General features: G+C 39.9%; 16 protein-coding genes. 10 read left to right on the top strand and 6 right to left on the bottom strand.

The window, feature by feature from the left end:
- The first annotated feature begins 80 nt into the window (after positions 1-80).
- Together FJ709_RS04620 and FJ709_RS04615 are read left to right on the top strand one after the other, a co-directional pair.
- The gene (locus FJ709_RS04620; protein ID WP_226413874.1) at positions 81-692 is read left to right on the top strand and encodes a PH domain-containing protein; all 612 of its coding nucleotides are present in this window, start codon (positions 81-83) and stop codon (positions 690-692) included.
- A complete protein-coding gene (locus FJ709_RS04615; RefSeq protein WP_226413872.1) occupies positions 685-2,262 on the top strand; it encodes a PH domain-containing protein in 1,578 nt (525 codons plus the stop codon). The genes FJ709_RS04620 and FJ709_RS04615 overlap by 8 nt, the downstream gene beginning before the upstream one ends.
- A 237-nt stretch (positions 2,263-2,499) precedes the next feature.
- On the opposite strand, the gene FJ709_RS04610 is transcribed toward FJ709_RS04615, so the two are convergent.
- Positions 2,500-2,931: a universal stress protein gene (locus tag FJ709_RS04610; protein WP_226413870.1), complete on the bottom strand. Its 432-nt coding sequence runs from the start codon at positions 2,929-2,931 to the stop codon at positions 2,500-2,502.
- A 182-nt stretch (positions 2,932-3,113) separates the two neighbouring features.
- Between FJ709_RS04610 and FJ709_RS04605 the strand changes: the two genes are divergently transcribed.
- The 6 genes from FJ709_RS04605 to FJ709_RS04580 all read left to right on the top strand — a co-directional run bounded on the left by FJ709_RS04605 (position 3,114) and on the right by FJ709_RS04580 (position 8,632).
- Positions 3,114-4,538 (top strand): coniferyl aldehyde dehydrogenase, encoded by a 1,425-nt coding sequence (locus FJ709_RS04605; protein WP_226413868.1) that lies wholly within the window; start codon positions 3,114-3,116, stop codon positions 4,536-4,538.
- Between the two features lie 14 nt (positions 4,539-4,552).
- Positions 4,553-5,143 carry a TetR/AcrR family transcriptional regulator gene (locus tag FJ709_RS04600; protein ID WP_226415853.1) on the top strand — a complete coding sequence of 197 codons (591 nt, stop codon included), beginning with the start codon at positions 4,553-4,555 and terminating at the stop codon, positions 5,141-5,143.
- Positions 5,144-5,329: 186 nt separating this feature from the next.
- Entirely contained in the window at positions 5,330-6,211 is an 882-nt protein-coding gene (locus FJ709_RS04595; protein WP_226413866.1) for a MipA/OmpV family protein, read from the top strand.
- A 2-nt stretch (positions 6,212-6,213) separates the two neighbouring features.
- Positions 6,214-6,633: a DUF3019 domain-containing protein gene (locus tag FJ709_RS04590; RefSeq protein WP_226413864.1), complete on the top strand. Its 420-nt coding sequence runs from the start codon at positions 6,214-6,216 to the stop codon at positions 6,631-6,633.
- Entirely contained in the window at positions 6,633-7,346 is a 714-nt protein-coding gene (locus FJ709_RS04585) for a response regulator (RefSeq protein ID WP_226413862.1), read from the top strand. The genes FJ709_RS04590 and FJ709_RS04585 overlap by 1 nt, the downstream gene beginning before the upstream one ends.
- A gap of 14 nt (positions 7,347-7,360) precedes the next feature.
- Positions 7,361-8,632 (top strand): ATP-binding protein, encoded by a 1,272-nt coding sequence (locus FJ709_RS04580; protein WP_226413860.1) that lies wholly within the window; start codon positions 7,361-7,363, stop codon positions 8,630-8,632.
- Here the strand turns inward: FJ709_RS04580 and FJ709_RS04575 are convergent.
- Positions 8,629-8,940, bottom strand: a complete 312-nt coding sequence (locus FJ709_RS04575; RefSeq protein WP_226413858.1) for a DUF1289 domain-containing protein — start codon at positions 8,938-8,940, stop codon at positions 8,629-8,631. The genes FJ709_RS04580 and FJ709_RS04575 overlap by 4 nt on opposite strands.
- Before the next feature lie 85 nt (positions 8,941-9,025).
- On the opposite strand from FJ709_RS04575, the gene FJ709_RS04570 reads away from it, so the two are divergent.
- Positions 9,026-9,601 carry a DUF4136 domain-containing protein gene (locus tag FJ709_RS04570; RefSeq protein WP_404830014.1) on the top strand — a complete coding sequence of 192 codons (576 nt, stop codon included), beginning with the start codon at positions 9,026-9,028 and terminating at the stop codon, positions 9,599-9,601.
- 79 nt (positions 9,602-9,680) lie between these two features.
- On the opposite strand, the gene FJ709_RS04565 is transcribed toward FJ709_RS04570, so the two are convergent.
- Complete coding sequence (locus FJ709_RS04565; protein ID WP_226413856.1) at positions 9,681-10,823, bottom strand: HlyD family secretion protein; 1,143 nt, start codon at positions 10,821-10,823, stop codon at positions 9,681-9,683.
- Entirely contained in the window at positions 10,823-11,251 is a 429-nt protein-coding gene (locus FJ709_RS04560; protein ID WP_226413854.1) for a DUF3302 domain-containing protein, read from the bottom strand. The genes FJ709_RS04565 and FJ709_RS04560 overlap by 1 nt, the downstream gene beginning before the upstream one ends.
- Before the next feature lie 219 nt (positions 11,252-11,470).
- Here FJ709_RS04560 and purT point away from each other — a divergent pair, with 219 nt between their 5' ends.
- Positions 11,471-12,646 carry a formate-dependent phosphoribosylglycinamide formyltransferase gene (purT, locus tag FJ709_RS04555; protein ID WP_226415849.1) on the top strand — a complete coding sequence of 392 codons (1,176 nt, stop codon included), beginning with the start codon at positions 11,471-11,473 and terminating at the stop codon, positions 12,644-12,646.
- Positions 12,647-12,817: 171 nt separating this feature from the next.
- Here purT and FJ709_RS04550 read toward each other — a convergent pair whose 3' ends face one another.
- Together FJ709_RS04550 and FJ709_RS04545 are read right to left on the bottom strand one after the other, a co-directional pair.
- Positions 12,818-13,765 carry a D-2-hydroxyacid dehydrogenase gene (locus tag FJ709_RS04550; protein ID WP_226413852.1) on the bottom strand — a complete coding sequence of 316 codons (948 nt, stop codon included), beginning with the start codon at positions 13,763-13,765 and terminating at the stop codon, positions 12,818-12,820.
- A 25-nt stretch (positions 13,766-13,790) separates the two neighbouring features.
- Entirely contained in the window at positions 13,791-14,408 is a 618-nt protein-coding gene (locus FJ709_RS04545; RefSeq protein WP_226413850.1) for an outer membrane beta-barrel protein, read from the bottom strand.
- Between the last annotated feature and the right edge of the window lie 51 nt (positions 14,409-14,459).

Raw genomic sequence — 14,459 nt, 5'->3', positions numbered from 1 at the left:
AAACTACAACCAAGCACTCCCCTATCATGTGACATAAAATGTCGATATAGTATATTTCAAGTTTTAATAACTGATGAGACATGATGACTAATTCTGATATACATAGCCAGGTGCCACCTACATTAACAGGCTATGATCACGGTGACTTATTGCCCACCACTCAGCTGACGCCTTTACAGGATTTAGTCCTAAATAAGGTCGACGACAATTATCCTAAGCTGCAACTCTACACCAGTGGTGTATTATTTGGCGTAATAGCCATAGTAACTTGTCTGTTTATGATACTGGCCTCACCCTTGGATTTGATCAGTAAAATTATTATTTTGCCTATTATTCTAGCCATTGGGGCTTTTGCTACTCGATTGACTTATTTAAAAGCATTAACGGTTTGCTATGGCGTATTTAAAGATGAATTTATTATGCGACAAGGCTTATTTTGGGTATCAACAACCGCACTACCCTACACACGTTTACAACACGTTAATCTATCTCAGGGGCCACTTGAACGAAAATACCAACTTATTACCTTAAAATGTTTCAGTGCGGGATCAGGTGAAGCCGAAATAAATTTGCCCGGATTGCCGGCGAAAGTAGCTGAACACCTTCGCCAGCATTTATTGCATCAAGCGGCGCAGAACCAACAAATAGAACAACAAGAGTTAAATACTGATTTGGATCCTCAACATGACTGATGATCAACCATCAAGCGCACATGAACAAGCCAACATCAAGCCAACCCCGAGTTTAACTGATTGGAGAGCATTATCACCTTGGTCGATATTAAGCTTTGTGTTCGGTTCGCTGAAAAACATTCTAAGTAACGGTTATGCTTTAATCCCAATTTTTTATGCTGGTTGGAGCAACGATGTATCGATTGTATGGGTTATTGATGGATTTATAGTCTTACTTATTTTATTGACCTCATTTGCCTTCATTCAATGGCGAAAATTTCGCTACAGAATAAGTACAGAGCAACTCGATGTAAAACGAGGGCTGTTTTTCACTAAAAAAGATGAAATCCCTCTTAATCGAATTCAAAATATTCGTTTTGAACAACCTTTTTATTTTAAGCCACTCAAGCTTGCCGTTTTGGTCATAGAAACCGCTGGTTCAAGTAAAGATGAAGCCAAGCTAACTGCCCTTGACGCTCAACATGCGCAGATTTTAAAGCAGCACTTATTGCAGCTAAATAATGTCAGTGAAACAGCAACAAGCAAGGATGATGAAACTAGCAAAATAGCGATGAAAGCGACGACCTCGGACCAACCGATTATAAAACGAAGCTTGAAGGAGCTTGTCATATTTGGTTTTTATCAAAATAACTTTATTTGGTTCGCCATTATTGCAGGTCCTGTAGCTGGACAAATTGAGTGGGAGAAAGTGGCTCAATCTCCCTTAATTAAAGCATCAGTAGAATGGGTAAACCAAGCCACACATGATAGTTTCATGCTGCAATTAATCATGATTAGCAGTTTATTTATCATGGGTTACCTACTTTTTTCGGCTATTTCAATTCTAGCCTCAGTACTCAAATATCATCCATATTCACTCGATAAACATCAACAGACATTGCAACGTAGTGGCGGGGTTATTGCGCATCAACAAGATGCATTAGCGATTAAGCGTATTCAGGTTATCCATTTTCAACAACCGCTATTAGCGCGCTTTGTTAACCGCTGGACGCTGTTTTTGAAGCAAGTAAAAGGTAATGAAGTGGAGGAAAGAACCAAGCAACATATGCTTATCCCTTCTATTAAAAATACTGAAATAGAACCGATATTCAGTATGTTACCTTCATTAAGTCCTTCAGTTATTACATTACCGACCGACTACACTGGGATAAATATTGCTTGGTTATATAAAAGAATATGGCTGCCATTTATTCCCTTTAGTATTTTACTTGGCCTATTTTTCACCTTGGATATAGACATCAAACTGGTTGAGTTCGCGTTTGTTGCAGCCATATTAGCGAGCCTACTGCTTTATATTCGCTATAAGCGATGGGGATATGTGCTAGAACAAGATGCAGTTTGGCAACACAGCGGTTTACTAGGACGAGACTGGAAACGAATTCCATTTGAAAAAATACAACACGTGAAAGTCACGCAGACAGCAATGCAGAAAACGCAACAACTTGCCTATTTAGAATTAGGTTTAGCAAGTGGCGCTATTATACTGCCTTATATACCTATTGAAGTGGCAAACACATTAATAGCCCGATCACTCAATACCGTTTCAACTCAATATAAGCAATGGATTTAGCAATTACCAAGCATCACTTAACACTCAACAAGATAACGAGTGCCACTCACTCTTGTGGCACAGTTATTTTTTTATCCGGGTCATCTTTTTATCTAAGTCATCTTTTTATCGATAAGCACTAATTTTGCCAATAAATAGCAGGTCTTGGTGCGAATGACGGTTAAGTATTAATAATAAAGAATAAATTAGATAGGTAAGTAACTGAGACCATCTAAATCAATCAATTCTACAATTGCACTATTTGACCACCAGTACCGGACAACTTGCTTGATTGGCGACTGATTCAGCAACATTTTCATGTAAAAAATGGGCCAAACCTGTGCGTCCATGACTGGCTATCACAACCATACCTATATCGCCTGAATTAGCTTCAGCGACTATTTCAGTGACAGCATCACCTCTACGAACAATGGTTTCAACTGGGGTCGTAATAGTTAACTTAGCGAGTAAAGAGTGCATTTTTTGTGCAGCAGTCTCCTCCATACTTTTAGCTAACTCTTCTGGTGTTACCGCTAATATCATGTAATTTTCATCACCAAAAGGTTGATCAACCACATGCAAAATTCTTATGCCGACGTTATACAGATTGGCCATTTCAATGGCATATTGCAGTGCATGGGACGCCGTCTCAGAAAAATCTGTCGGCCATAGAATCGTTTTACTTCGCATAATATCCTCCTTAAAAAATTGAAACATTTTTAAAGTGTAGTCTTTTATCGCAACTTCTAAGTGATCTTGGTCAAATACTCAACAGTTATTGCATATCGAGTAAAACCCCCTTAGAATTAGACCGACTAATCAGTCGGTTTATATTTAACCGTATTTTCGATTCTTTTTGCAGGAGTTACCTTATGAATATGGCCGTTGAACACTCACCGTTATCACCACTACAGCAATTGCTTCATTCCCAACGCAGCCAATATTTATCAATGCCTGCTCCAAGCTATGAGTCGCGAGTGGCTAAACTGAAACAACTAAAACTATCACTATTGCAAAATCAGCAAAAAATAGTCACCGCACTCAATAATGACTATGGCCACCGCTCAGAAAACGATACCGTCATTTCCGATATTATGCCTTGTATCAATAACATTAATTACACCCTAAAAAACCTTAGAGCTTGGATGAAGCCTAGTAAGCGCCATGCTGGTTTATTACTTTCGCCTTCTAAAGTCACTGTGCAATATCAACCTTTAGGTGTAGTAGGCATTATTGTGCCGTGGAACTTTCCAGTGATGTTATCAATTGGTCCGCTGATCACCGCTATCGCTGCGGGTAATCGAGCCATGTTAAAAATGTCTGAGTTCACGCCACACATTAATCAAGTATTGCGGGACTTGTTAGCACAGGTTTTTGATCCAAATGAAGTCGCATTAGTGGAAGGTGAAGCGGATGTCGCAGCTCAATTTTCAGCGCTGCCTTTTGATCACATTCTGTTTACTGGCTCAACGGTTGTTGGCCGTCATGTTATGCGAGCTGCAGCAGAAAATCTCACCCCTGTGACCTTAGAACTTGGCGGTAAATCACCGGCTATTATTGCACCTGACATGCCTATTGAAACAGCTGTAGAGCGATTAATTTTTGGTAAATGCTTAAATGCAGGCCAAATTTGTGTCGCCCCTGATTATGTACTTTGCCCTGAAGACAAAATTGACGAATTTATTAAAGCTTACCAAGTAAGATTTAATAAAATGTACCCTGATTTTGATAACAACCCAGATTACGGCAACATTATTAATGATCGCCAATTTGAACGCTTAACGAAAGTAATTGATGATGCCAAGGCAAAGGGAGCGACTGTCATATCAGCTTCTACTGGCAGTGTCACACCTGGTAAGCGAAAACTAGCAACCCAGTTAATGACCAAGGTCAATACAGACATGCTAGTGATGCAAGATGAAATTTTTGGTCCTATTTTGCCAATTATTGGCTATCAATCGGTAGATGAAGCGATAGGTTATGTCAATCAACGCGATCGCCCGCTTGCACTGTATATCTTAAGTTTTGACGGTAAGACTCAAAATAATATTTTACATCATACCCACTCAGGTGGCGTTTGCATTAACGATACCGTATTTCATGTGGCTGCTGATGACGCACCCTTTGGTGGCATTGGACCTTCAGGTATGGGGCATTACCACGGTAAAGAGGGCTTCCTTACTTTCAGCCACGCCAAAACGATATTAAATAGCGGTAAAATTAACTCGGGCATTTTAGTTCACCCGCCTTACGGTACTGTGATTCAAAAGATGTTAATGAAGTTCTTTTTACGTTAGGAATAATCCTTGTGATGACTAAAAGCGCGACTAACAAACAAACTGATAAGAAACAAGCCATCTTAGCGTCTGCGTTAGCGCTTTTCGTCAATCAAGGTTTTCATGCCACCTCAACAGCTTCTATAGCCAAAGCTGCGGGCGTGGCAACCGGCACCTTATTTCATCACTTCCCTTCTAAAAATAGTATTATCAATCAACTCTTTCTAGATATTAAACAAGAGTTTGCTGATGCAATAACCCTTAATACGCTATACATAAATGATGTAGAGCAAGATGCAAATAGTCTGTGGCAAAATGCCATTGATTGGGCGATTACTCACCCCATAAAACAAAAGTTTTTCCTGCAATTTTCACTGTCAGCGGAAATAGATCCCATTACGCGACAACAAGCAATGAATAGCATATTAGGGTTTGTTGTCGAGTTAATTGAACAAGGTCAACAACAAAATCTAATTAGCCACTACCCGCTCCCTTTGCTACTTGAAAACTGTCATGGACAATACTTAGCCGCAATCCGCTTCTTTACTGATCATCCTGAACTAGGGTGTGATGACTTACACAGGCAAGCTAGTTTCCAATTGTTCTGGAAAGCAATCAAAAGCTAAACCTTACCCTTTTAAAGCACCTCTCACTCGTAACACTTTGTATCAGGCATGGGTTAGTTATTAATGCAATAGAGAGATAGTGATAACATGTTGGTTATTACGTGCTCCAGGTTTAACGGTTAAGTTTCAATAAATTTAAATATCAATATCTTAATATTAAACATATATAAGGTTATGCCATCACCTATGCTTAAATATATCTATGCAGTTACGTTTATATTGATTATCGGAACGCACTTTAACGCAACAGCTGAAACAGATCCCCCTTGTTTAGTGTCAGGAGACTGTATCACTGAAGGACAATGGGACATATCTGTCGCTATTGGTTTTGGCCAAAAAACAAACCCGCTACAAGGTTATGACGATATTCCACTCTATGTCTTACCATCGATAGCTTATTACGGCGAACAATGGTTTTTTGACAATGGCAACTTTGGGTATAGTTTGCAAGAAGCCGAAAAGTATTCGCTCAACCTCGTCACCAACTACAGTGATGACAGAGCTTTCTTTTATAATTGGGATCCGAGTAACCTTTTTTTTAGCCGAAGTACTGATGACAATTTAAATATTATGCCGATGGGATTATCGTCATTATCCAGAGCCAGTGAACCTAAAGTTTTTAATAGTTTAGAAAGGCGAAATTTCACCTTTTATGGTGGTCTTGAAGCCTTCTATTATGCTCGTTTAGGCTTCTTTAAAGTATCTTACGCCCATGATATGTTCAATGTTCATAATGGTGACACTGCACATATTAGTTGGAATTACGGCTTAGCGGTTAAGCAATGGGTATTTGACCTAGCCCTAAGAGCTGATTGGAAAAGTGCTAAAGTTATTCAATATTATTATGGGGTTAGACAAAGCGAGAATAGCTATTGGAGCCTGCAATACCAAGCTAGTTCAGGCTGGAATAAAGGGATGGAGCTCACCACCCGCTACATTCTTAATGGGCAATGGAATATTTTAATGGCATATCGTTACACAGCTTTGTCTGATGAAATAACTGATAGTCCATTAGTCAATCAAGATAACAGTCAAAGTTATTTTGTTGGCGTAGCTTATAGGTTTTAATTTTGAAACATTATCCTATCAGCATTTTATATCAGCTTATTGGTATATCAGTTTTGTTTATGAGTGCTTTTTCAACATCTGCAGAGCCTCTTAAACATCAAGTGCAGCTAAATGCTATGCCAAATTTTTGCCTCACTGATGATCAATTTGATTACTGTGAGATAGACCTTTTACTCACATGGAATTTGGTCAATGAAGAACTCGTATGTATTATTTCAGACTACCCAAGCATACCGAGATGGTGTTCGGACAACCCAAACGAAAAATCGGTCAATTTAACCATAAAAACCGATAAAGACATCCAATTTATACTTGTAAGCAAACACGACAACATCACGCTTGCGGGCGTGAAATTAAAGGTCAATAAAGCATCATCTCGACAAATCAGAAGACGCTATCGGAATCCTTGGAGCTTATTTTAATGACCCAACCACAATCTACCCACAGAGTTTTATTAGTTGAAGATGATATTCGACTAGCCAACCTGATTGTTGATTACTTAAAAACACATGATATGCATGTTGAAGTAGAACGTCGCGGCGACACAGTATTGACACGTTTAATCAGCTACAAGCCTGACATTATTTTGCTTGATATTATGCTACCAGGACTTGATGGATTCAGTCTTTGCGAAAAGTTACCCGATTATTTTTCCGGCCCTATTTTATTAATGAGTGCCTTGGGCACCAATGAAGATCAAATTAAAGGCTTAGAATTAGGCGCTGATGATTACGTCGTGAAACCGGTTGAACCAGCATTATTAGTGGCTAGAATTAATAATTTACTTCGTCGCCAAGCTTTGCCTAATAAGCCAGAGTCTCATTGTCTTAATTTTGGCAAGCTCAATATCGATCCGCATACGCAAACGATTCGACTAGGCGATACAAAAGTTGACCTTACCAACCATGAATTTGAACTGTTATGGCTGTTAGCCTCGCAGGCTGGTCAGGTATTAAGTCGTCAATATATTTATCAATATCTACTCAACATCGATTTTGATGGCAAAGATCGCAAAATTGATGTTCGCACATCTCGTCTACGCAAAAAACTGGGGGATAGTATTGAAACGCCGTTTCGTATTAAAACAGTATGGGGACAAGGTTATTTATTCGCGCCAGAAGCATGGAATGGCTAGGTGATTACACTAAAATGAAACGTTTATTCATCAGCCTATATTTACTACTCAGCTTAAGCTTTTTAGGCATCGGCTGGACATTAGATAGCCTTTGGCAAAACCATGTTGACGAAAATGATGATGTCGATACTCCGCTTATTGTTTTAGCATTGCTCTTATCTCAGCAGCCAGAGACCGATAGGCAATCTCTTCTGGATGCGATAAGTGATCAACACTCATTTTCATTACAACTGCTTCAACGTAATCAAGTTGCCTTAAATGGTGATATACAACTTGCAGATAATCAGATATTAACCACTGAATCAAATGAGCAACAATTGCAATTTATTGCCGTCGGTGAACAAGTGCTTGTGGCTGGACCGTTTGACATTGAACCCCGCAGTCAATTACGCGGAATATTTACTATCGTTTTTTATACATCACTGGCACTGGTAGCTTTAATATGGGTATGGCCCCTTTCGCGAGATTTAAAAATACTGCGTATCGCTACTAAAAAATTTGGTGAAGCCAACTGGGATACTCGCATTGACCTCAGTACTAGTTCTCAAGTATCACCTCTTGCTCTCACCTTCAATGATATGGCACAGCACATCAGCAGTTTAATAGATAACCAAAAACATCTTACTAATGCTGTCTCACATGAAATTAGGACACCTTTAGCAAGGCTTAAGTTCGCACTTGCTCTACTACCGCAATATTGTCTGCCTCAAAGCGATATTAACCAACGCATTGATTTTTTGGAGGGCATGCAAACTGATATAAAAGAGATGGAGGACTTGTTGCAGGAGTTACTGACCTATGCCAGCCTAGAAACGATGCAAATTGAGCCTATTTTAGAAAACTGCGAACTGGTCAGCATCTGTAAACAACTGATCCTCAGGCTTGAAGATTTAAGTGATCATGATATTGAATTAAATCTTACTAACAGCACGCAAATCTATATCAAAGGCGAAGGATCCTTGGTCGAACGGGCAATACAAAATCTTGTTACCAACGCACAGCGCTATGCTAAATCAAGTATTCAAATCAATTTACGAACGGATCAACTTAAAGTCTACTTATCAGTTAACAACGACGGCCCTAGTATTCCGGTAGAAGATCATCCTTATATTTTTGATGCTTTTTATCGTAGCCAATCCCAACATAGTGGCAATAAAGGCCACGGTTTGGGCCTCGCCATTGTTAAACGGATTATGATGCGCCATAAGGGGAATGTAACCATATCGAGTAACCAGGCAAAAACTGAATTTACTCTAAGCTGGCCTATAATAATGGCAAAAAGCTAATCTAGCTCAAACTGACTTAAATCACCCAATAAATCCATATCATCAGCTTGGTTAAAATCAAACTGATTATTACTGCTCGATTGTTGCTGTTGTTGCTGTAATTTTTGCGCTTTGAATACAGCATATTGACGTCTTTTTCGCCGTGCAGCACACAACCGCACGATATCTTGCTTTTGAAGTTCAGAGAAATGCAGCCAATTAAAGCGCTCGTCACGACTGCGAAAACAGCCTGAACAATACCCTTTAGTATCTGACTGACAGATACCAACACAGGGGCTAGGAATAGCGAAAAAACTTAATTGTTCCATAGTGAGAGCGAAGTTAACCAATTAACGATATAGTTAAGGTTATACCAATTGCAGTAAAAATGTACATTTTTTGGAGACGCCTCTTATGTTAACGCCAATCATGCATTATAAAACCTTGTTGCACTTTTTCTCTAAAGCCATATTGTTTATAGTAGGTTTGGCAGCTTTAGGTTGCCAAAGTACGCCAAAAAATGACTATGATATTAATTATGATTTTAGTCAGTTACAAAGCTTTAACCTTGTAGATGTTGCCAATACCGACGATCCACTCACTGTACAAAGAGTTAACCGGGACATTGTGCAAGCATTGGTCAGCCAAGGTTTTATCCAAACTGATAATAATGCTGATTTCTTGGTTAGTTTTGCCTTTCAAACTGAGACCAAGCCTAAAAGTTCAGGTCTTTCAATTGGTTTGGGGACAGGTAGCTGGGGAAGTAGCGGTGGAGCAAGTATTGGTACCAGTATTGGGGTTCCGATCGGCAGTGATAGTGCGAAAATGCAAACTATTCAGATTGATGTCATTGACCCAAAAGAAAACCGATTGATTTGGCGCGGTACTGATAAATATGATTTTGAACAAGGTGGCGAGCTTAAGGCCCAGAAAACGGCTGAAACTGTTTATCATATTCTTCAACAGTTTCCGCCCAAACCGGCAAAATAATCACTTCACCTTTAATTAAAAAACGTCCGCTAATGCGGACGTTTTTAGTTAAACCAAGTTAATTGAGATCAGCTAAGAGTTAATGATCGCCAAATAGATAATTCAACCAGCCCTGCATTCTCAGTAGTACTTTACGCATAACAGCAACATGACTGAAGTGTTCAGTGTAAATAGCTGCCTGTCCAGCAACGCCTGCAGGCAAGCTATCAAGGGTGGCATTCTTATCAAGGTCAATTAATACTACTACGCGACCACGTTGAAACAGTCTACTTGATGATTGTAAGCTACCACTAAACTGGACTTCACCTTCGGCCATCGCGGGTAAAATTTTAGCCACTTTGCCTTTAAACACCACACCAGGCACAGCATCGATAATCACTTCAGCTTCATCGCCTTCCTTTAAACGCATTAACGAGTTTTGCCAAAAAGCACCGGCAAAATATCGTTCTTCATCTGGAATAAAAGTTAATGCAGGACGAAGTGGAATAGGAACGGCCATTACCCCTTTGCGCAATGCTAATTGGGTTACCACACCATCAGCAGGTGCGCGCACAATGGTTTGCTCTAATTCAAATTGCGCTTTAGCTAACTCAGCTTGTAATCCCGCAACCTTAGTATTAACCCCGTCAATATTTGACTCAAATGCTAGACGGCTGCGAAGCTCATCCGCTTTTGCAGCATCGCGCTGCGCTAATGAGGCTAAGTAAAGTTGACGACGATTATCTAATTCAAGTTCAGTAAAAGGTGAGTTTTGACCGCCTTTTTTACGTCCTTCTTCATAACGTCTATATGCTGATTCCGTCCGGGTTGAATCTGCCTGAGCTTGTTCTAATTTAGCATGTGCAGACTCAAAGGCAGCTTGTAGTTGAGGCACCTGTTGTTCAGCTTCTTTAAGTGCTGCTTGCTTTTGCTTAACCGTTGCAGCATAAGGTGTGGGATCTATTTTGAATAAAACATCGCCCTCTTTGACAGGCATGTTGGGCTGAACATTCACCTCAGTCACAATCCCCTTCACCGCAGGGGTAATAGGAATAGAAACGAAGTACTCTCTAGTAAACTTGGTATAGGGATGGTTATAGTTCATTAATAACAACAATGAACCTATTAACACTATGCCGCCAAGTAAGGCTGTCGGCACAGTCCACTTATTTAATGGAATTTTGAAGACTTTAAAAATTGCGATACAAATGGCGCCATAGGTCAGAATAAGCAGTAAATCCATTATTTTATCTCCTTATCAACTGACTCGGTTTGAAGCTCGTCAGTTACTTTTACCGCAGCTAAATCACCTTTAGAGGCAATGGCTTTAGCCACTTTACTACTCTCAACCTGGTCTAACCTAAGTGTTAATTGAGTCACTTGCTGAATAAGTTCTTTTACCTCACCTTCAAGAATTAACTCTCTTTGGCGGCTATCTGAAAATCCCCAGCCTCTATCCTCACGATATAACGTGGCCCAAATCCATAAAAAAGGCCAAATAGCATGCAAAGTAAACAAGCTAACCCAACCTGCAATATGTAAGGCGTCCTGTTGCGGATGATTACGTTTTTTAGCAATCTCATAGGGAATATCATGGATAGCAATAATGCCGTAAAAAATAAAAATAACGACAAAAAATAATATCCCTAATGCAAAGTAATCTAAAAACATTTAGCCTCCAGGCCATGTTAAATCTGATAACAATAAATCTTACACACCTACTTACAATTTACAATGTTTGTTTAATGTTAAGATAAAGCTAAATAAGTAAATCTAACGTAATACCCCATAATTTACGGTAAACAATAGCAAAACGGTCTCCAAAGTAGGTAAACTGTTCTAATAACAAAACACTGAACAAGGGTAAATATGAGTACTTCGTCATTAGAGATATTAGGCACGCCAGGTTGTACTGATGCCGTAAAGGCCATGTTGCTTGGTTGCGGTGAGTTGGGTAAAGAAGTCGCCATTGAATTGCAGCGATTTGGTATTGAAGTGATAGGTGTCGATAGATACCCTAACGCTCCAGCTATGCAAATAGCCCATCGTAGCCATGTGATTAACATGCTAGATGGGGCTGCTTTATCTGCTGTCATTGAATTAGAAAAACCAGATATTGTTATCCCTGAAATTGAAGCGATTGCAACAGATATGTTATTGGCTTTAGAAGCCAAGGGATTAAACGTAGTGCCTTGCGCGCAAGCGGCAAAGTTAACCATGGACAGAGAGGGCATTCGTCGATTAGCAGCCGAAACATTAGGCTTGCCGACTTCAGCATATTTCTTTTGCGACACGTTAATTGAACTGAACCAGGCAATAGCACAAATTGGCTTCCCGTGTGTGATCAAACCTGTGATGAGCTCATCAGGTAAAGGCCAAAGTGTAATTAAGTCTACTGACGATATTCAGGCGGCTTGGGATTATGCTCAGCAAGGTGGGCGTGCAGGTCAAGGACGAGTGATCATCGAAGGCTTTATTCCCTTTGATTACGAGATTACCTTACTTACTATTAGCGCAATTGATGGCATTCATTTTTGCGCACCTATCGGACATAGACAAGAAGATGGTGATTACCGTGAATCATGGCAGCCTCAAGCCATGCCAGACCATGTCCTAGAACAAGCTCAAATTGTGGCAATGAAAACGGTTAAAGCGTTGGGCGGATATGGACTCTTTGGGGTTGAATTATTCATTAAAGGCGACGAAGTTTATTTCTCAGAGGTTTCCCCTCGCCCACATGATACAGGCCTAGTGACATTAATCAGCCAAGATTTATCCGAATTTGCATTACATGTGAGGGCTATTTTAGGCTTACCTATCGGTAAAATTGAGCAGTTTGGTCCAGCTGCCTCAGCGGTCATTCTAGCGGAAGGGAAATCGGACAACATTCGATATCAAGGTATGGGGAAAGCTTTAGCCTTACCCGACACTCAGCTTAGATTATTCGGTAAACCCGATATTGATGGACGTCGTCGTCTAGGTGTCGCCTTGGCCAAAGATACCAGTATTGAAAATGCCATCGAAAAGGCGAAAAAGGCCGCTGCAGAAATTAAAGTGTTACTTTAGTGATTATCTAAATTAAGCGATGTAACTGACATCTACCTTCGCCATATTAAATATTAATATGGCGTTTTTTTATGCCGCTCATGCGAGGTCATACTTCATACTCATCTTATAACCCCTCTTATCAAGTCAGAGCAACTCTGGCCATGCAATTAAAGGGACATAAATATGCGACTAAACCACATTAGTTGGTTTGCCTAGTATGAATTGTCGGCAATTATTCACCGCAATATCCATCAAGTTTTGCCTAGCTTCTTTCGTTGCCCAGGCTATATGAGGAGTTATTGTGATATTTTTAGCGCTGAGTAATGGATTATCTATTTGGGGAGGCTCGCTCGACAGTACATCTACCGCCGCAAAGCCTTTATCTTGATTAAGCCAGTCAGCTAAATCTTGTTCATTGACCAAATCCCCCCTAGCAGTGTTTATTATTAATACTTTGCTAGATAATTTAGTTAAAGAGAATGCATTGATCATATGTTGTGTTGCATCAGTTAGGGGGCAATGAAGTGATAAAAATTGAACTTTAGGTAATAGATCAGCTAACTCGCACCACTCTATACCTTGGGCAAGTGCAACTTTAGCTCTAGGGGTATGAATTAATACCTTCATCCCGAAAGCCAACGCAATTTGTGCCACATGCTGAGCAATGTCACCAAAACCAATTAACCCGAGCACTTTGCCTTTTAGCGACATTAATGGAGATAAAGTGAAACAAAAATCACGCTGTCCAGCCCACAGGCCTTGCTTTACCGCTTTATCATGCAAGGCGACTTGTTGTGTATGATGCAAAATATGGGCAAACACCATTTGCGCTACCGCGTCAGGGCCATACGCCGGAACATTGGTGACTATTATGCCCCTTTGCTTGGCGTAGATAAGGTCAATCACATTGGTACCAGTGGCTAATACACCAATATATTTAATATCAGGAAGCTGTTTTAAAATATCCGCTGTTATTGGGGTTTTGTTAGTTAAAATGATTTCTGCACCCTGACAACGAATAACCACATCATCAATTAAGCTATGCTCATACACTTTGCAGGGTGTTAGTTGCGCCAATTCATGCCAACTTAAATCACCTGGATTTAATGTAAATCCATCTAGCACAACTATTTTCATTATCTATTAGCCTTTAGTCCTTAAATTAAAAAGCAATCTCAAGACCAAGGTTAACTTGGCTTTGCCACATTAAATCACCCGTTATCTGCCATACACAGCGAGTTTGATTACAAAACAATCCACCATCTGAATTCAAGAAAGTGGCGTAACCGCGAACATCAGCAAACAGGCTAACATTTTGAGTAACCTCATAGGCAACACCACCACCAATACCCATAGAGAAATGAGTTTCACTTGAATACTCTTTGCTTGGACGCAGTTGGGTTAAACCTGCACTGGCTGTTACATAAGGTTTCAAGTTTCCATTTGGAAAATATAATGTTCCGCCAAGATGGAAATAATTAACCTCTAGTTCAGTTAACTTATCTGATGATAATGAGCCTTGACGTAAATCCGTCTCCTGACGGCTATATAACAAGTACATATTGCCGGGATCATTGGTCGTTACACCTAACATAATACCTATATTGCCACTTTCAGTGATGTTTAACTCTGGTAGATTAGTCTGGGCATCATTAACTGAGACTTCTAGCCCATTACTGCCAAAACTGTAACCACCAAAAGGGGCTACAAATATCTCAGCATGACTAATTGGAATCGTCAATGTAAAAACGGCCATAAGTGCTAATCTTACTAGCTTCATATTTTGCCCAACTCCTGTTTACATTTTATCCATTAATATAACCGCTTAAAT

The organism is Shewanella glacialimarina, from assembly GCF_020511155.1.
Classification (GTDB): Bacteria; Pseudomonadota; Gammaproteobacteria; order Enterobacterales; family Shewanellaceae; genus Shewanella; species Shewanella glacialimarina.
The sequence above is the reverse complement of the archived record's forward strand: the minus strand, read 5'-3'. Positions and strand labels throughout refer to the sequence as shown.